Source organism: Arcicella lustrica (assembly GCF_034930985.1).
GTDB lineage: Bacteria > Bacteroidota > Bacteroidia > Cytophagales > Spirosomataceae > Arcicella > Arcicella lustrica.
Genome location: NZ_JAYGIM010000010.1, coordinates 248235 through 267435, shown reverse-complemented (window position 1 = coordinate 267435; position 19201 = coordinate 248235). Strand labels below are relative to the sequence as shown.

The following is a 19201-nucleotide window of genomic DNA, read 5'->3' as shown; positions in this document are numbered from 1 at the left end:
TACTCTTATCGAATAATCCGCTTTTAAATTTAGGTTTAGCTGTTAAAAAATGATTAGTTCAACGAAATAAAACGGTCAGAAGATGAAGGTGCTGGTTTTGTTGTTCCTACTTGTACATTCTTTACGATTTTAGCGTTTCCATCGCTGATTTCAAAGCTGTACTTACCGTCCTCCAATTCTTTAAGGTCATAATTCCCACGATAAGCTGTTTCTTTCTTTCCGACAATCTCTGTGTGAATTACCTCACCATCTTCATTCTTTAATTGAATGGTAATTTTTTTACCCGCCAATTTATCAATCATTACATTCATTTTTAATGTATTAATTGTTTGATAAATACCCACTGCAAAAGTTTTTTTAGCGTTTGTAGCCTCGTTAGTATCTGTTGTTGCATTAGCAAAGAATGATACTGTTGTGAATAAAGCGATTGCGAAATTTTTTACTAAAGTTTTCATTTTCTTGTTGTTTAGAAATTAAAATTTATTTGAAAGGTTGAGGTTAAATGCTTAATATTTACATTTTTTCAATCATGCTAATAGTATTAACAGAACTATGCCAAAAAACATAATTGTCTGTATTTCAATAACTTAATACTTTTAAGCAATTATTAAAGTGTCCGCTTTTGTTACAGTGACTGTTCGGTTTGAGGACGATTTAGGTTTTTCTACTTATAAGACGATGAGACATTAGGAAGCATTAAAATGATACTCAGAAGCATTGATTTAATACTCACGAGCATTAAAATGATACTCGAAAGCATTGATTTGATACTCACGAGCATTAAAATGATACTCAGAAGCATTGATTCGATACTCACGAGCATTAAAACGATACTCAGAAGCACTGATTCGATCCTCATGAGCATTAAAACGATACTCGAAAGCAGAAGTGTGTTTACAAAAGAGAGAATCATCAACCGACAATTCTCTCTTTTTGTATTCCTAAACGGTATTTCTTTAAATATTATAAGCGATTGCTTTTTTCATTACTCCCCTCTCCTATTCTATTATTGTTAAAAATCCATCAAACCTTTTGCTTTTAACTCTTTGAGCGTTCTGTTTAGGCTTCTTATGGTAATGCCTAAATAATTGGCAATTTCTTGTTTGGAAATCAGATTGGCTAAATCAGCAAAATCATCTTTTAGTCTTAATAATTTAGATTCAACAGGATGTGATTGATTATAAGAATGGCGAATGGCCTTAAAATAGATTTTATTGGCTAGAATTTTTAATATCAAACGATTAAAAGCTTCGTTTGTGCTAAGTAATTTATTGAAAAAATCCCTAGAAATTTTATACACCACCAATTCCGAAATAGCATCAATACTACAAAAACTTAGCTCATCTCTAATAACTTCTATTTCTCCAAATATCCATCCCTCTCCAAAAAATTCTTGAATAAAATCATCGCCTGTATCTTCCGTTAAATAACATTTAGCAATACCACTTTTGATAATATAGACAGAAAACACTTGTTTGTTTTCTTGTAAAATTTGACTTTTAGGCTGAAAAGTCTGCTCAATAATATTACCTTCCGTATCTGAATGATAAAGTGCGACCAAAAAATTCAATAATTCTTTATTTATTCTAAGCATTTTATCATTGGGACAATTGTCCTTTTAAATAGCAAAAAATGATATTTCCTTTGCAAACATAAAACTAATAACAGGAATAATTAAAAAGAAGATTACAATGCAAGTTAACGAACTATTAAAGCAAATTGAATTTATCAAGGAAATTGATAAACTGAAGTATATTCAACGCAAAACGAAATTATTTAATAGCGACAGACATGAAAACGATGCCGAACACAGTTGGCATTTGGCAATGATGGTTTTGGTTTTAGCTGAACACTCTAATGAAACCATTGATGTTTTGAAAGTATTAAAAATGGTTTTGATACACGACATTGTGGAAATTGATGCTGGCGATACTTTTCTGTATGATACCACTAAAAACCATGTAAATACTGATGAAGAATTCATTGCGGCGCAACGCATTTTTGGGATTTTATCACCCAAGCAAGCACAGGAATACATTGATATTTGGCTAGAATTTGAAGAAGGGAAAAGTAATGAGGCGAAATTCGCTAAGACGATGGATAGACTTCAACCTATCTTACAAAATCGTTCTAACCAAGGCGGCACTTGGACAGAATATAATGTAAGCTACGAAACTGTTTTTGAAAAAATAAAAGGCATGCAAAAAGGTTCTGAAAGTATTTGGCAATACACAATTGCAGAATTGAATGATGCTTTTGAGAGAAATTAACAAATTAAATATAAACAATATACAAAATACGCCAAAAAAATATAATACACTATAAAATAGACGCTTATATAAAGTATTAAATTTCAAATTTTGTACTTTACCAATATTGAGAAATAGCACAAATTAAGTATTATAGAAAACAAGGGCTAACATAATATAGCCCTTGTTCTAAAAAATCATCTAAAAAATATCAATAACTACCAACCCGTATTTTGTACAAGGCTAGGATTCAACTGTAATTGTTGTGATGGAATTGGCAATAAATAATGTTTCTCTTGCCATTGGCGACTAGTTTCTAAACGGAAGTTGCCATTCACAATGTTATTTTTAATACCTGTCCAATAAGTTTCATAAGCTGTACCCGTCCAAGTGATGCCTTCAATTGGCTTTGGCATTTCTATTTCAGCCGTTTTCCAACGAATCAAATCATCTCTTCTGAAACCTTCCAAATACAATTCAATAGTACGCTCTCTTCTGATTTCTGTTCTTAAATCAAGTCCATTGGTTTGTGCAAAAGCATTACTTAATTTAGGCATCAATTTGTTGACACGATTACGAACCAAATTCAGCGATTTATCTAAATCAACATCTGAAATTGTCCCGTTTCTTTCATAAACAGCTTCGGCATAGTTCAATAATACTTCAGCATATCTGATTACAGGAAAATCGTAGCCTTCTTGGTTGTCGTCTAAACGTCTTTCTGTACAAAATTTCTGGTTGCCATAACCTGAAGCCGTATTTGACTTATGTTTTCCTCTTGATAAAGCTATTTCTGCGGCATCGCCTTTCCAAGTAGTTCTTGAACCAGGATTTTCATTGTCAAAATACTGCTTTCCATCCAACATCATATTATATTTCATACGATTATCCCTGTTTTCAAATTCAGAAGTTGTTGTAGCAAAACCTTTAAATAAAGGCGATTTTTCAATTGGTAAACCGTCTTTCGACAAGTACATTGTAGCAAATTTTCGAGTAATCCATACAATGTTATTCAATAAAGTATGCGTAACATTGAAACGAATTTGGCGAGAAGCAAAATCATATCTATTCGCTAAAATATACTCCTTGTTGGCTGCTTTAGTAATATTTGCTGGATTCGACTGCTGATTTTCTAAGATAAACATATATTTCTGAGCAGAGTCGCCCAAAGCAATTGGCGCAAACAATTCGTATTGTGTACTTTTAATTACTTCGTCTGAGTTAGCAATTGATTTATCCAATAAAGTATTTGCACGAGTCGCATTTCCTCTTGATTTCTGCCAAGTTCCTTCGTACAAAGTTACTCTTCCCAAAAAGGCTTGTGCTGCACCTTTGCTAATTCTCCCTTTATCTGCTGCTGCAATCGCATTTTCAGTAGGCAAAATGGCAATAGCCGCTTCTAAATCTTGAATGATAAAATCTATTACTTCATCTCTTGTATTTCTTGGACTTGTCAATTCAGAAGAAGAAATATCAAGTAACTTGGATATGATAGGTACGCCACCAAATTGTTGTAATAAATCGAAATATGTATAAGCTCTGAAAAACTTTGCTTCAGCTACATACTTCTGAATTTCAGCGGGTTGACTATAAGTATTAGCTTTATCCAACAAATAATTAGTAGCACGTACTCTGGCATAAGCCGTATTCCAGTTTCCATCAGATGCAGGAATTGTGTTAGAGCCATTACTAAAAACCGAACCACCCGTTGTGTAAACAATATCACTTCTACGATCTGAATGTGGATTATCGTTAATCACATCAGTGAAAGTACGTAAGTAAGTATAAAATTCGTTGGCAGCGAGTTTAAACTGGTCAGCTGTTTTCCAGTAATCAGCATCTGAAATTTCGTTGATAGGTTTCATATCAACCAAACTATTGCAACTAACATTGGTTAATAATAAACCTGCTAGTGCTATTCTTAAATATCTATTGTTAAATTTCATGTCCTTATTAATTTTAAAATTCTCAATGGTTTAATCGTCCACGATGAAAGCTCATCTTAAAAAGTTAAGTTAACACCAAAAGTAAAGTAGCGATAGAATGGGAAACGCTGGCTGAAAGTACTCACACCACTATTGTCGCCATCACCAGCATTCGATACCGTTCTTGGTGCTTCTGGGTCCCAACCATCTTTAATTTTTGAGAATTCAAATAAATCATTTCCTGAAAAGTAAACTCTTAATCTTTCGATTTTAGCTTTCTGAGTAATTGATTTCGGAATGGTATAACCAATCACCAAGTTTTTCAATCTTAAATAAGAACCATCTTCAACAATCCAATTAGATGGGAAATAATTATAATTATTAATCGTACCAGTACTTGAAATACGAGGTAAACTTGCATCCGTTCTAGTGGGCGTCCACCATTGGTCTTGGAAAGCCGCATTCTGTGCTTGGAAAATTACTGCTGCTGGAATTCTCCAGTTTCCATCACGAATAATGGTTCTTTTCCCTACACCTTGAAATATAAAGTTTAAATCAAAGCCTTTGTATTCGATTCCTCCATTGAAAGAGTAAGATAAACGAGGTTTATCTGTTCCTAGAAATACTGCATCTTCAGGGAAAGTAATTTTACCATCACCATTTACATCTTTGTACATATTGTCTCCCAAAGCAAGTTTGTTATTTGCTTGAGCCGTTTCTGCACCTGCTGGCATACCAATATTATTTCCTGTAATGTATTTTCGGTAGGCGGCTAATTGTTCGGCTGTTTGGATACGACCATCATAAACTAATCCAAAATATGAATCAATTGGATAACCTTGTACTGCACTATTAAAACCTCTATTACCACTGCTAATGATGGTTTGTCCACCAAAATCAACTAATTTATTTTGGTTATCTGAAATATTACCACCAATACGATAAGAGAAATCACCGATTTTATCTCTCCAGTTCAATGATAAATCCCATCCCCAAACGGATAAATCGCCATTATTACCTTTTGGAGCAGAAGCACCCATTAAGGCAGAGTATGTTCTACTCAACAACATATTATTATTTCTTTTCCAGAAATATTCAAATGTTCCTGATAGTTTTCGGTTTAATAACGTAAAATCAAGTCCTACGTTTTTGGATTCTAACCTCTCCCAAGTACGGTCATAAGCCACCAAAGTATTCGTTGGAGTAACACGCACCACAGGACTTGTACCAATAATTGGGTAATTGGCATCTGTAGATGAAGTAGAATATGCTAAGTTTAAGAATTGAATATAATCGTAATTATCAATACCACTTTGGTTACCCATAATTCCATAAGAACCTCTCAATTTCAATTCATCAAATACTCCTAAATCTTTGATGAACGATTCTTCGCTCAAACGCCAGCCAGCAGATACACCATAGAATAATTTCCAACGATCTTGCGCACGGAATTTTGAAGAACCATCGTAACGAGCATTCGCTTCTACGAAGTACTTATCTGCATAATTATAGTTCAAACGACCAAAATAACCACCTAACGCTGTATGAAACTGATTTTCTGCAACAGTTTTTGAAGTTCCGTCACCAGTACTTAAACCTAATGATGGCGGTACATTGGCCAATACATCAAAAGTTTTTGCGATATAAATGTTTTTCTCAAAACGTTCAAACTGTGCTCCTACTACTCCTTTGATATTATGACCATTCCCGATTTGTTTATCGTATTCCAAATAGCCATTCAAATTATAATTCGCCTCTTGTCTGGTTGAACGTTGATAAAAACTACGAGTTGGCAAATTTGAAAGTAAAATATCTCCTGCATAATTATACCAAGGAATAGAGTTTCCTAAAGTTCTAATATCAGTATTGAACAAATAATATCCTGCAAAACCTACGGCTTTCAATTCTGGCGTGATGTTATAAGTTAAATTCAAATTGGTGTTAAAACGATTGTTGTACTCATCGTTATCGCCTCCTAAATTAGCAATTTGATTCACCGAAGCATTTCCTAAACCAGAACCCCAAATATAAGGTTTATCTGTTAATCCTAAGCCACTCAATGGTTTACCTGGTTGGTTACCATTATTTACAATATCGCCCAAATAAGTTGGTTGAGTAATATCTTGCTTTTCAAAAGAGATATTTGTCTCCATTCTCAACTTGCTTGAAAACTGATAATCGTGCGCCAGACGGAAATTATAACGTCTCGCTGAATTATTCCCTACTTTCAATAGACTTCCATCGTCTAAATATCCCAATGAAATGCGATAACCTGCTTTTTCAGTTCTTCCAGAAATACTTAATTGATGTTCTGATGAACGAGCATTTCCCCATAACATATCTTGTTCTGTTCCATTGAAGAACGTAAAATCTTTGACATCCGAAAACAAACTCGCACCACTTGGACTTAAAGCATCATATTCTGCTTTCGTAAGCCATTGTTTCCCAGCCGCTAAAGCTAACATAGAAACATTTCCGTAATTATACCAAATATCTGTTGGCGCAAAGCCATCAGCAGTTCTAGCTTCTTTAATCATCGGACCCCAACCATTAATATCTACCAATTTAGGTAATAAACCTACTTTTTTCATGGAAGTAGAAGCGTTGTATTCGATGGTTACTTTACCAGATTTTCCTCTTTTAGTTGTAATCAACACCACACCACCAGCAGCTCTCGAACCATAAATGGCAGCAGCTCCGTCTTTCAAGAAGGAAATATTTTCAACATCATTCGGGTTGAATGAATTTAAAGCACTTACATTCGGTACTGGTACGCCATCCACTATGACCAAAGGCTCTGTAGCATTAGCAGATGAGGCGCCACGAATTTGGAAATTCCAACCTTCACGACCGGGCTGTGCCGAACTACGAGTAACCGTTACTCCTGCAACTTGTCCTTGCAATGCCGCTAATGGACTTGAAACAGGGCCTCTATCTTTAAAAGTAGCGGCACTAACCGTTGATACTGAACCTGTTAAAGTAGCTTTTTTCGCTGTACCATAGCCGACTACGACTACTTCTTCTAAAGATTTAACATCAGTGGCTAAAGTCACGTCTATATTTATACGTTTACCAACTGATACTTCTTTTTTCTCAAAACCAACTGAAGAAAAAATCAAAATTGCTTTATCATCAGGTACAGCAATAGTATAATTACCAGAAACATCAGAAGAAGTACCTTTTTGTGTTCCTTTAATGGAGATATTAGCACCGGGAATTCCCTCTCCTTTTTCATCAGTAATTTTCCCTTTCACCAACTGATCTGCCAGTACTAATTCTGTACTTGTATTTTCTATTGCATTAATACTAGTGATTGTTTTTAAGCCTCTTTTTAAGATTATTCTATTACCAGCTAATTCATAATCAATTTTTAGTGGACTTAAAAGTCGGTCTAAAACCTTCTCAAGCTTCTCATTTTCAGCATTGAAAGAGATTTTCTGCTTAGCATCAAAAATTTGATGATTGTACATAAATTGTACTTCTGAAACTTTTTCAATTTTATGTAAAATAGACTCAACACTTTGATTGTTTGATTGGAAAGAAACTTTGCGTTCAAGTATTTCCTGAGCGATTGTCTTATGAGCTTGTGCGATAGTTGTAAAGAAAATCGCCATAAGTACTTGATACAGACTTATCCGCATGATTTTTAAAATTGTTTTTTGAAATAGTAATCTGTTTTTCATACATTTGTTTGTTTTGTCATTGTTATGATTCGGCAAAATTCTCCCCTGTACACATTTTCGTGTGTATCATCTTAGCCAATAGATTTTGGGGACTCACAAGGCGAAGGTGTTGCAGCACTTTCGCCTTATTTTTTTGATAATTTACTGTCTAATTGAGTTATTTTATCATATATTTTATGGGTTTACATACATCCTTTACTATAAATTATTATTTGTGCGTCGATTACTTCATACCTAGCATCAATTGTTTTACAAATCAAAAGTAATTTTTCAAATAGTGGTTCGTCGCTCAACGAGGCTGTCAGATAACATTCTTTCATTACGTCTTTATCAAAAACCACTTTCAATCCATACGATTCTTCCAATTTGGCAAACACCTCTCCTATTGGCGTATGGTTAAACTCAAATAGATTTTTCTGTATCGGCAATCCTAAAATTTCTGGTTTTTCTACTGTCGAACGAAGCATTCTTTTATCTACTTCATCAAAAACAACTTGTTGATTTGGCGTTAAAACCAAACCTTCTAATTGAGTTTGGGCTTGCTGCTTGTTTAAATTTTCTGCTGTTCTTTCAAAAACCGATACTCTTCCTGTTTTTACAACAACTTTTACTTTATTGGTTGTTTTGTCACTTTGTACCAAAAAACTAGTTCCTAATACCTTCGTTACTAAATCGTTAGCAAATACATAAAAAGGTTTTCGTGGGTCTTTTGCAATTTCAAAAAATGCTTCTCCTTCTAAATAAACCTCTCTTTTTTCCTTAGCAAATGTTTTCGGGTAACTTATTTTACTTTCATTTTGCAAAATAACCGTACTCCCATCTGTCAAAGTAATCGCTATTTGGTGGCCAGAATGGTTTTCTTGTTCTATCAAATCACTTTTAATAATTTTAGATGCAAACGTTTGAAATATATCATTGCCGTATTCTGCACTTCCTTTGTGTGGGCTAAACCACCAGAAGCCACCTAACAACATGGCAATGGAAGCAGCAGCATAAAAAAAACGTTTTGGATTGAATAATGACCTTAATTTAGATTGCGCTTCATCCTTTTCGTCTAATTTGAATTCAAGTTTTCCAAGTTCTCCTTCTATTTCGTCCTCTGAGATTTGATTAAAAGCATTTGTGATTGATAATAATACATTTTTACCATTCTCAACGTCTTCACTTTTATCAGGATTATTATCTATCCAGTTTTCCCAAAATATTGTATCGTAATCATTTCCTTCCAACACCCACCTTCTGAATGAAGTGTCAGAAGCAAAATCTTCTGGCTTAAAGTTTTTATAATGTTGCATAGGAATTATTGCACTTTATTTGGTTTCAAAGTAAAGATGTGAAAACACTTTCTGGATACTCTTTTTGAACAAATAATATTTGAAATATTTTAATAAAGCTATTTATTAAGCCTAAAAGCATTTTAAACACGTTTTTATTGATAGCATTGGGTTCACAATGAACCCAATGCTATCAATAAATGAACCCGTTCTATTATCAATGCATTAAAAGAACTGAGACAAATTGAATGCTTTTAAATAGCAATAAAACAAATTTATGCCCTTGTATATACATTCCTAAAACTTGTTGAAAGTGAGACAAATTGAATGCAGACTAGAGACAATTTGAATGCTTTTTTTTGAAATGAAGAAATACATTTATTAATCATCAAGAGAGACTTTTTGAATGTATTTTAAAGAAAATATAAAGTTAAAAAACACGTACAAAAGAGACAAATTGAATGCTTTTACCCAACAGTAGTGAGACTTTTTGAATTAATTTTTATTTAAAGCATAGATATTAACATAATTTTCAAAGCGAGACTTTTTGAATGTATTCTTTTCTATGACAATTCTATGGCAAAAGTAATAGCCTCGCTTTGAAATGAGACAATTTGAATGTTTGATAAGTACTTATTAATCAGACAACTGAGTAATTTAAGCGAAATTATCTGCCAAGTTTTATGATAATCCTTATACACAAGTGAGACAATTTGAATTAGTTTAAAATAAAACCTGTCATTTAAGAATACTAGAAGCGAGACTTTTTGAATGTGACTTGAATGCTTTTTAAAATTCTCTAAAAATATTGAACAGAGACAATTTGAATTAATTTTGAGAAAGGGGAATAGTCAAGCTAAAGTTAGAAACGAGACAATTTGAATGTTTTAAATTCAATTTTAATACAAATGGCTTTGTTTATGCAAAATTTTAGAGAATTATTTAAGAAAGTGCCTATTTTCAGAATATTCCAATGGAAAACGAGACAGAATGGATTGATAAAACCTTAGAAAATCGATTAGAGGAAAAAATTATTGAAAATCTTTAAAAAAAAGAATAAAATATAAAGAAACATCAATATTTTACTCTTTGTTGATTTTATTCTTTATATTCTTTTAAATCTTTTAGGAGGCGTAACTTATTGATAATGAATATATTGAAAGTCAATAAAGAGACAAATTGAATGCAGACTAGAGACAATCTGAATGTACAAGCGAGACAAATTGAATGCAGACTAGAGACAATCTGAATGTATAAGCGAGACAATCTGAATGCAGACTAGAGACAAATTGAATGTATCGTGCAAGAATGTGCTTAAAAATATATTTAAAGGATTTTGTTGATTACTCTTGAAGTATTAAATTGCAAGCGATTGTTAAAATTTAGATGTCTCTTTCCGCTGTTGATTACTATGTTTCGTGATAGTTATGGGAAATAAAAAAACGGACAAAGTTGCTAGTGCAATGGCAGCCGTATCCAATTCACCCTTCAAGTTAGTAAAAAGTAATCCTGTAATCAATGCTCGATATGATTTGAGTACGATACAGGTTAAAATACTTTTGCACATGATTTCGAAAATAGATCATACCAAAGACCGATTAGACACTATCACAATTTCAGTGCAAGAGTTTAAGAAAATCACTGGCATCAGTACCACAGCCATTTACTCTAGGATTAATATCGAATTAGATAATTTTCTCAAGAAAACCATTTATAACAAATTTGATGGAGGTTTAATCAACACCACTATCATTGCGGGTTATACTTACAATAATGGCTTAGGAAAGTTTAACATAGACTTTTCGCCTACATTAACGCCTTATTTATTGCAATTAAAAACCAATTTCACGGTTATTGATATTCGTTCACTTTTGCAATTGAAAAGTATTTATGCCATCAGATTTTATGAATTTTGTAAAGAATCCGAACGATTGGGCACTTTTAAATTTGAAGTAGAAAAACTTAAAGATATTTTGGGCTTGGGCGACCGCTATGCCAAATACACAGATTTTCGCAAAAGAGTAATCAATGTGGCACAAAAAGAATTACAAGAAACCAGCGATTTGTATTTCACTTATGAAGAAAGAAAGAAGGGAAATACGGTTGTTTTATTGGTTTTTACTATTCAAAGAAATGCTAATATTTCGGTGCCAAGCGATGATATTGAAGAAGCAACGTATGAATTAATTAAAGAAAGTAAGAAAAGTATTCCTGAAAATAAGGAAGTTACAGAAATCTTGAAATTGGTAGGAGAGTATGGCGCTTCGGAAGAATTGATTCAAAAATGGTTGAAAGCTTATCCGCTAGAAAAAATTAAAGAAACGATTGCTTATGTATTAACAGAAGCGAAAGGAGGGAAGTTAATCCGAAATATTGTAGGTTATATTATTCAATTGCTTGAAGATGAGAAGTTTGCGGAGATATTGAAAGAAAAAGAAACAAAGCAAAAAGAAGAACGAGAACAAAAGAAAAAAGCTCATTTAGAAAAAGCAAGAGAAGAAGGCTTGAATATGAATGTGTTTAATTTGAAAAAGAAATATCATATTTATTGTCAGAACAGAATTAGTGAATTGCTGAAAACGGATTCGAATTGCTATCAATTTGTCGTTAATAAATTGGGAACTTCTTTGGAAACCCAGTTTGCCTTTGAATCATTTAAAAAACATTTTCAAGATGTAGTCTCTGCTGATAATATTATTCAATATTTAGACATCAATCCATCTTTCAATGGTGCGATTATCTCAATTGTTGAAAGCGCTTACAAACAGCAAATTCATGCTAGTTCAGAAGCGATTGCTTTACAAAAAGAAGCAAAAAAGATGGGCATCAATCTTATTTAACGAAAACCTGTCACTTCATTTCTTGTTAATAAATAAAATCTTCAATTGACGTATATTGAAACACGGTACATTTTATCTAAATTTTAGGTTTAATCTATTTAACTTAATTTGAATTTTTTCTATTGTTTTAGGGCTTTTAAGGACATTTTTTGAAAATGTATAATTATTTACAAATATTATACATTTGTTTTGTTGCATATCTGTTACAAAAAAATTAAGTTTGTAACAGATATGTAATAAAACCTAAAATCGTTTAGAAATGCTTACACAAGAAAATGCTTTGAAGTTCTTTAGACATAATCCTGCTTTGTCGATTGCGGGTATTGAAAAAGAAGCATCTTTACCTTCTGGTACTTTAAGACAAGCAGTGGCAGGAAATCGTAAATTAAATGAAAACCATTTAGTAGCATTGGAAGGCGTTTTGATGAAATACGGTTATTCTAAAGATTTGTATCAAAAAGCGAGAGTTGTCTCGGTTGTAAATCATAAAGGAGGAGTAGGAAAAACAACCACGGTTTCGTGTTTGGGAGAAGCCTTGGCGAACAAAGGCTTTAGAGTGTTGATGATAGACCTTGACCCACAAGGAAATTTATCACAAATTCTAGGGATTGAAAATCCAGAAGTACAAGTAGCTGATTCTTTGATTAATGATGCTGAATTTCCAGTTGTTCAAATACAAGAAAACCTGTTTTTGTCGCCATCGGACATTGATTTAGCCAAAGCAGAATATGAATTGATATTGTTAACTGGCGGAGATTTACGTCTTAAAAACCGCATTATTCCTTTACTGAGTGAATTTGATTATGTTTTGATAGATTGCCCGCCTTCATTAGGTAAATTGACGGTTTCGGCAATGTATGCTTCAGATGCTTGTTTGGTAACCATGTTGCCCGAAATGGCTGCTATGAAAGGCGTAAATACTTTATTGGATAAAGTACATGATGTAAAGAAAAACCTAAATCCGATGCTAGATGTAGATGGTTTGGTTTTTACGATGGTAAAAAAGAATTCGGTGCATGATAATATTAAAGAAGCCGTTAGAGAGAATTTACCCATCAGAATTTTCAAAACGGAAATCAAACATTTGGTAGATTTCCAAAAAGCACAAGTAATGTTGAATACCATTTCAAAGTTTTCGGGTGCTTCAGAAGCGGCCAAATTGTACGCTGATTTCTGCAATGAATACATTGAATACCTTCAATTGGTTAAATAAGAGGAAAGATGAAAAAACTAGATTTAGGAAAAGCCATTGCAGCAACCACAAAAAGTACTTTTGTCAATAATAAATTAATATCTGACGAACAGGTTAAAAAGAGTATTGAAGTATTGGAAGAACTCAGAATGTTTATTCCGCCTCTTGGTGCAGAAGAATTTTCTTTGTTAGAACAAAATATTTTGAAAAATGGCTGTCGTGATGCTTTGACTTTATGGGAAACCAAACGAAGTGCGATTGAAGCAAATGCGGAATATCCAGACGAACCAGTGTATATTTTGGTTGATGGACATAACCGTTTTCAGATTTGTAAACAGCACAATTTGAATTTCAGTGTGCAACTCATGCCTTTTAATTCCAAAGAGGAAGTGAAAGATTACATGATTGATTTACAATTAGGAAGAAGAAACCTTAGTACTGAACAAATTTCATATTTCCGTGGATTAAGATTTTTGAATGAAAAAACAGGTCCAGGGAAGTATGATAGAACTGGGCATTGGGTCCACAATGAACCCAATGTTGGTCCACAAGAAAAAGGCAGAACCGTTGAAAAACTGGCGAAAGAATATAATGTAGGTGCTTCTACCATTAAAAGAGATGCACAATTTGCAGAAGGTTTATCCAAAATTGACCCTACATTAAGAAATGAGATTCTGACCGGGAAAAGTAAGATTGACAAAAAAGTCATTCAAACTTTAGGAAGAATTTCAGAAAACATTGAGCCAATTACAGCAATAAGTGATATTGAGAAAATAGTAAAAGCGAGTGGCTTAGGTATAAAAACGAGTGCTAAAAACAATAAATTAGAAGCAAGTACGCAAGATTTAAGTATTTGGATGAATACTTTATCAGCAAAAACAGAAAAGGTTTATAGCAGTAGAAGTAAAGAAGATTTTGATAATTTAAGAAATACTTTGGAAGAATATGGTGCGTATTTAGGCATTCTTTAAAGAATTTCAATCATAAAATAATAGGGTAGGAGAGGGGGATAATCTTTCACAACCGATAAATAATAAAAATCCTGAGAGTTTATGTCTCAGGATTTTGTTTTAAAAATGTATGTATCCTTATTATTTTTTGTGTTAAGATGTGTTTAAAATTAAGAATCAAGCAATAAAGGCTTTTTAATTCAGCGGAATTTGATAATTTTTGTAAATAAATTCAAAATTCCACATTTTAATATTTTAAAATTATGAATTACGTTGTCATCAAAGGTAGTACGAGTCAGGGAGGGAATATGCTTTCTGATAGGGAGATTTCCCAAATCAATGGCGATGCAAATAGAATACATCAATCACTGAAACCTGAGTTACTAGAAAAGCTCAACAGAATTCTAGCTGATGAAGAAGTAGCGAATTTCTTTTATGCCAAACTTTACACCACGGTTCTACAATTGCTTTTCAATACCACCAAAATGCCTGAAGATAACACACCATTGAAAATGCAAGATGTTTTAGAGCCACTCGGAATCAAGTATTTTCAGTATAAAGCATTATTACAAGGCAAAGGCAAAGCATCTACATTAAACCAGCTCATCCATGCTTTAGCACTTCAAGGAATAGATTACAGCAAATTATTACACTCTGAGGCTTTGATTGAAATGGCGGATAATTACATGACGCACGTTTTAGGAAAGCAGTAAATCACTTCTATATTTTCTTTTACAAGGAATCTGATTCGCTTGCCGAATTATTTGATTAAATATTTTCACAGCTTAGGGTATATCGTCTTACTTTTTCATTCTTTATTCAAATCTGTAAGGACAAGTAGTGTTTAGCTTTTAATTTAACATTGCTTAATCGATTTATCTAAAAATGCGAAAAATAATAATTCTGATTTTAAGTATCCTTTCTTTTGTAAGTCATGCCCAATTTTGGCAATGGTCTGTGCCTGTGAAAGGAATGATTCATCCTGAAACAAATGACAAGCCACAGGCTTTTCTTTGGATTCCTGAAAATTGTAAGCAAGTAAAAGGCGTAGTTCTTTGTATGCACAATATGGTGGAAGAAGGAATGTTGGAAAATGCCAATTTTCGCAAAACGATGGGAGAAGTAGGTATTGCAGAAATCTGGATAACGCCGGGTTTGGATATTACTTTCGATTTTCATAAAGGTATTCAGGAACACTTTCAAAGCATGATGAACGACCTTGCCCAAGTTTCTGGCTACACAGAATTAGCTACAGCTCCCATAATTCCAATGGGACATTCGGCAATGGCGAGTTATCCTTGGAATTTTGGTGCTTGGAATCCAAACCGTACTTTGGCAATCGTATCAATTCATGGTGATACTCCTCAAACAAATCTCACAGGGAGTGGTCGCCCAAATCCAAATTGGGAGAATCGTACCATTGAAGGCATTCCTAGTTTATTCGTCATGGGCGAATATGAATGGTGGGAAGATCGCTTGAAACCCGGTTTTGATTATGTTGTAAAATATCCTAAAACGCCCATTTCATTTTTTGCTGATGCTGGTCACGGACATTTTGATTATAGTGATGCGATGGTCGATTATGTAGCGATGTTTATCAAAAAAGCAGCAAAGTATCGTTTGTCAAAAACAGGTAATCAAATACTTACTCCAATAAATCCAGCGAAAGGCTGGTTGATGGACAGATGGAGAAAGGATAGTCTTCCTACTGTAAAAGCATCAGCTTACTCAAATTATCAAGGGAATCGTGAACAAGCATCTTGGTGTTTTGATAAAGAAATGGCAGATAGAACGGAAGTATTTTATGCTAAAGCTCGTGCTAAGAAACAGCAATATATTGGTTTTGTGCAAAATAATAAGGTGTTACAACCTATAAAAACACATGCAAATTATCAATTAAAATTTATGCCTTTGGAAGATGGAATAAGTTTTAGATTAAAAGCATTTTTTGCTGATACTTCCAGAATGAAAGCCGTTTCAGGTTTTGCCTCTAGCCAATTAAGTATTGACCGTATTTGTGGACCAGTGAAAAAACTAGATGATTCAACCTTCCAAATCAGCTTTTATAGAATGGGTTTTAATAATCCTAAAAGAAGCAATGATATTTGGTTATTAGCTCATAATGAAGGAGATAAGTATTATAAATCAGTTGTTCAACAACTGGATATGCGTTTCCCTTTGAAAAATACTGAAGGAAAAACACAGGAAATTACTTTTAAAAATATTGCTAATCAGAAGGTTCGTATTAAAAAACTAATATTAAACGCTTCTTCAAATGCCAATTTAGCAGTTCAATTTTATGTAAAAGAAGGACCTGCCTATATCAAAGATAATCAGGTGTTTTTTACTAAAATTCCACCTAAAGCAAAGCTTCCTATGAAAGTAAGTATTGTTGCTTGGCAATATGGTATTGCAGGAAAAGTGCAATCAGCTGAACCTGTCGAACGAGTATTTTATTTAAAAAGATAAAAAAAATTAATATTAGCCATTTTAGAAATCGAGAATATATATTATTGAGAGTGTAATGAAGTAAATAGTTCTTTATTCCTGCATATTTAAAATGTAATTTTGAATATGCAGGAATAAAAATTATTAAAGTTGAAAATTGTTTAAGCCAAACTTTGCTAAGTTTAGGGCTAAAGTAGCAATCGAACAAACCCAAACGTTGGGACGAAGTTCATAGTCTTGAGCGGATGGAGTAACAACCAATAAAGGCGGATTGCCTACATCTTGCAAAGAAATACTGTTGCCTTTTGAAAGTGTTGGCGAGTCTGACAATTTAATTTCGATGGCGAGTTTAATACCTAAACCTTGTTCGATGACCAAATCCAGTTCGGCGCCATCTTGTGAACGATAATAAAATGGCAAAGCATCTTGTGGCAAAATACTGATGATTTCTTGAATGATACAGCTTTCCCAAGAACCGCCAGCAACGATATGCCCCAAAAGATTATTGAAATCTTTAATATTCAATAAATGATGCAAAAGCCCACTATCACGAATATAAATTTTAGGACTTTTTACTAAGCGTTTACCAATATTGACAAAATAAGGTTGTAAACGACGTACTAGAAAGGCTTGTTCTAAAAAGTCAATAGCATTTTTTACTGTTGGCTGACTTACTCCCAGTGAATTTGCTAAAGTGGAATAATTTAAAATTCCACCTTGGATACTAGCAAGCATCATTAAAAGTCGGCGCATGAGTAATGGCGAAACTGAAAGTCCTAATTGAGGTAAATCTCTTTCAAGATAACTCATCAAAAAATCATTCAGCCAAAGATTTTTGATTCGGTCGTTTTTAGGTAAATAAGCAGCTGGGAATCCACCCCATAGCCAGTGATTTTGATAACTTTCAGGGGCAATTTCACGATAATGTAAAGGGTGCATTTCTAAATATGAAATCCTGCCAGCGAGCGATTCAGCCGTATTTTTTAGTAAATCTGGCGAAGCCGAACCCAAAAGTATAAATCGACCTGCTTCACGTTGTTGGTCGATTAAGCCACGGAGTAAGACAAAAATATTAGGTAGCCGATGAATTTCATCTAAAATAACAGTTTGATGCTGTAAGTTTTTGAGAAATAATTCAGGGTCAACTGTAAATTTATTCAAATCAGAGGGTATCTCTAAGTCAAAATAGATACTTTCTTTCGGTAGCTCGTTTTGAATAGCTTTAACCAAAGTCGTTTTTCCTACTTGTCTAGGGCCCAATATCGCTGAAACAGGAAAATTATTTACCCTAAAAAGTAATTCTGAACTAAGCTCTCGTTGAATCATAATGATAAAATTTATTCCTGTAAATTTAAAATTATATTTTTAAATTGCAGGAATAAATTTAAGAAAATTGCTAACTGACTACTTAAATTTGTATTGATAGAAAAGACTGTGATTAAATATTTTTGGATAATTTCGTCTCAATCATGACAGATATTATTGAAATGTGCCTTTTCTCTATAAAATTTCAAAGAGAATTGCTTGATTAACTTGAAAAGTATATTGTTTTGTAACATTAACGAGATTATTATAAAGCATTTATAACAAAACAAAAATGAACACGCTCGATTTATTTCGCCTTGATGGCAAAATTGCATTAGTAACAGGTTGTAAAAAAGGAATCGGTAAAGCAATGGCTTTAGCTTTAGCAGAAGCTGGTGCCGATATTATTGGCGTTTCGGCTTCCTTGGAACTCGAAGGTAGCCAAGTAGAAAAAGAAGTAAGTGCATTGGGCAGAAATTTCAAAGCCTATCAATGTGATTTTTCGGATAGAAATGCTCTTTATACTTTTATCAATCAAGTAAAAACGGATTTTCCAGTCATTGATATTTTGGTGAATAATGCAGGTACAATTTTAAGAAATCCTGCTGCAGAACATTCAGATGAATATTGGGATAATGTACTGAGTATTAATTTGGATGCTCAATTTATTCTTACTCGTGAGATTGGTAAAATGATGATAGCCCAAGGTTCAGGTAAAATCGTATTTACGGCTTCTTTATTGACATTCCAAGGCGGAATTAATGTGCCGAGTTATGCGGCAAGTAAAGGTGCTATCGGAAGTTTGGTAAAAGCTTTCGCTAACGAGTGGGCATCAAAAGGTATTAACGTGAATGCCATTGCTCCAGGTTATATTGCTACGGACAATACGGAAGCTTTGCGTGGAGACGAAAATCGTTCAAAAAGTATTTTAGATAGAATTCCTGCTGGACGTTGGGGTGAAACCGAAGATTTTAAAGGAGCAACAGTTTTCCTTTGTTCGGATGCTTCAAAATATGTACAAGGAACAATTTTAACCGTTGATGGCGGTTGGATGGGACGATAATTTCTAACCACTTATATATACTCGAACGCCTCGGAAACGGGGCGTTTTTTGTTTGATTATGATTTTAAGTTCAATCAATTTGTAATAAGCAGGATAGGGTAGTGTAACATGAAATAATGGCGTATTTAAAGGTAAGTACATGAGAGTACTTGTTTTATTCCAAGATATATTTATACTTATTTGATGATGATGTGTGTTGAAGAGTCTTAGTCTTATAGGATTACTTTTAAATATGCTCATTATCAGTGTTTTATAAAATTTATCTTATCCAA

Annotated in this window: 14 protein-coding genes; 7 read left to right on the top strand and 7 right to left on the bottom strand. The window is 33.4% G+C overall.

Annotation, left to right across the window (positions count from 1 at the left end):
* Positions 1-53: 53 nt before the first annotated feature.
* From VB798_RS14465 to VB798_RS14455, 3 genes are all read right to left on the bottom strand, one after another.
* Positions 54-455, bottom strand: a complete 402-nt coding sequence (locus VB798_RS14465; protein ID WP_323259513.1) for a hypothetical protein — start codon at positions 453-455, stop codon at positions 54-56.
* A gap of 267 nt (positions 456-722) precedes the next feature.
* Positions 723-923: a hypothetical protein gene (locus VB798_RS14460; protein ID WP_323259511.1), complete on the bottom strand. Its 201-nt coding sequence runs from the start codon at positions 921-923 to the stop codon at positions 723-725.
* Between the two features lie 89 nt (positions 924-1012).
* The gene (locus tag VB798_RS14455) at positions 1013-1594 is read right to left on the bottom strand and encodes a Crp/Fnr family transcriptional regulator (RefSeq protein ID WP_323259509.1); all 582 of its coding nucleotides are present in this window, start codon (positions 1592-1594) and stop codon (positions 1013-1015) included.
* A gap of 97 nt (positions 1595-1691) precedes the next feature.
* Here VB798_RS14455 and VB798_RS14450 point away from each other — a divergent pair, with 97 nt between their 5' ends.
* The gene (locus VB798_RS14450) at positions 1692-2270 is read left to right on the top strand and encodes an HD domain-containing protein (protein WP_323259507.1); all 579 of its coding nucleotides are present in this window, start codon (positions 1692-1694) and stop codon (positions 2268-2270) included.
* Between the two features lie 197 nt (positions 2271-2467).
* On the opposite strand, the gene VB798_RS14445 is transcribed toward VB798_RS14450, so the two are convergent.
* From VB798_RS14445 to VB798_RS14435, 3 genes are all read right to left on the bottom strand, one after another.
* The gene (locus VB798_RS14445; protein ID WP_323259505.1) at positions 2468-4195 is read right to left on the bottom strand and encodes a RagB/SusD family nutrient uptake outer membrane protein; all 1728 of its coding nucleotides are present in this window, start codon (positions 4193-4195) and stop codon (positions 2468-2470) included.
* A 56-nt stretch (positions 4196-4251) separates the two neighbouring features.
* A complete protein-coding gene (locus VB798_RS14440) occupies positions 4252-7857 on the bottom strand; it encodes a TonB-dependent receptor (RefSeq protein ID WP_323259503.1) in 3606 nt (1201 codons plus the stop codon).
* A 182-nt stretch (positions 7858-8039) separates the two neighbouring features.
* Positions 8040-9152 (bottom strand): FecR family protein, encoded by a 1113-nt coding sequence (locus VB798_RS14435; protein WP_323259501.1) that lies wholly within the window; start codon positions 9150-9152, stop codon positions 8040-8042.
* Positions 9153-10558: 1406 nt separating this feature from the next.
* On the opposite strand from VB798_RS14435, the gene VB798_RS14430 reads away from it, so the two are divergent.
* From VB798_RS14430 to VB798_RS14410, 5 genes are all read left to right on the top strand, one after another.
* Positions 10559-11971 carry a replication initiation protein gene (locus VB798_RS14430; RefSeq protein ID WP_323259499.1) on the top strand — a complete coding sequence of 471 codons (1413 nt, stop codon included), beginning with the start codon at positions 10559-10561 and terminating at the stop codon, positions 11969-11971.
* A 259-nt stretch (positions 11972-12230) separates the two neighbouring features.
* Positions 12231-13184, top strand: a complete 954-nt coding sequence (locus VB798_RS14425) for an AAA family ATPase (RefSeq protein ID WP_323259497.1) — start codon at positions 12231-12233, stop codon at positions 13182-13184.
* 8 nt (positions 13185-13192) lie between these two features.
* Entirely contained in the window at positions 13193-14134 is a 942-nt protein-coding gene (locus VB798_RS14420; RefSeq protein WP_323259495.1) for a hypothetical protein, read from the top strand.
* A gap of 242 nt (positions 14135-14376) precedes the next feature.
* Positions 14377-14826 carry a hypothetical protein gene (locus VB798_RS14415; protein WP_323259493.1) on the top strand — a complete coding sequence of 150 codons (450 nt, stop codon included), beginning with the start codon at positions 14377-14379 and terminating at the stop codon, positions 14824-14826.
* Positions 14827-14998: 172 nt separating this feature from the next.
* Positions 14999-16582: a hypothetical protein gene (locus VB798_RS14410; RefSeq protein ID WP_323259491.1), complete on the top strand. Its 1584-nt coding sequence runs from the start codon at positions 14999-15001 to the stop codon at positions 16580-16582.
* A 123-nt stretch (positions 16583-16705) separates the two neighbouring features.
* On the opposite strand, the gene VB798_RS14405 is transcribed toward VB798_RS14410, so the two are convergent.
* The gene (locus tag VB798_RS14405; protein ID WP_323259489.1) at positions 16706-17887 is read right to left on the bottom strand and encodes an ATP-binding protein; all 1182 of its coding nucleotides are present in this window, start codon (positions 17885-17887) and stop codon (positions 16706-16708) included.
* A gap of 271 nt (positions 17888-18158) precedes the next feature.
* Between VB798_RS14405 and VB798_RS14400 the strand changes: the two genes are divergently transcribed.
* Positions 18159-18929, top strand: coding sequence for an SDR family oxidoreductase (locus VB798_RS14400; RefSeq protein ID WP_323259487.1), 771 nt, complete (start codon positions 18159-18161; stop codon positions 18927-18929).
* The last annotated feature ends 272 nt before the right edge of the window (positions 18930-19201 follow it).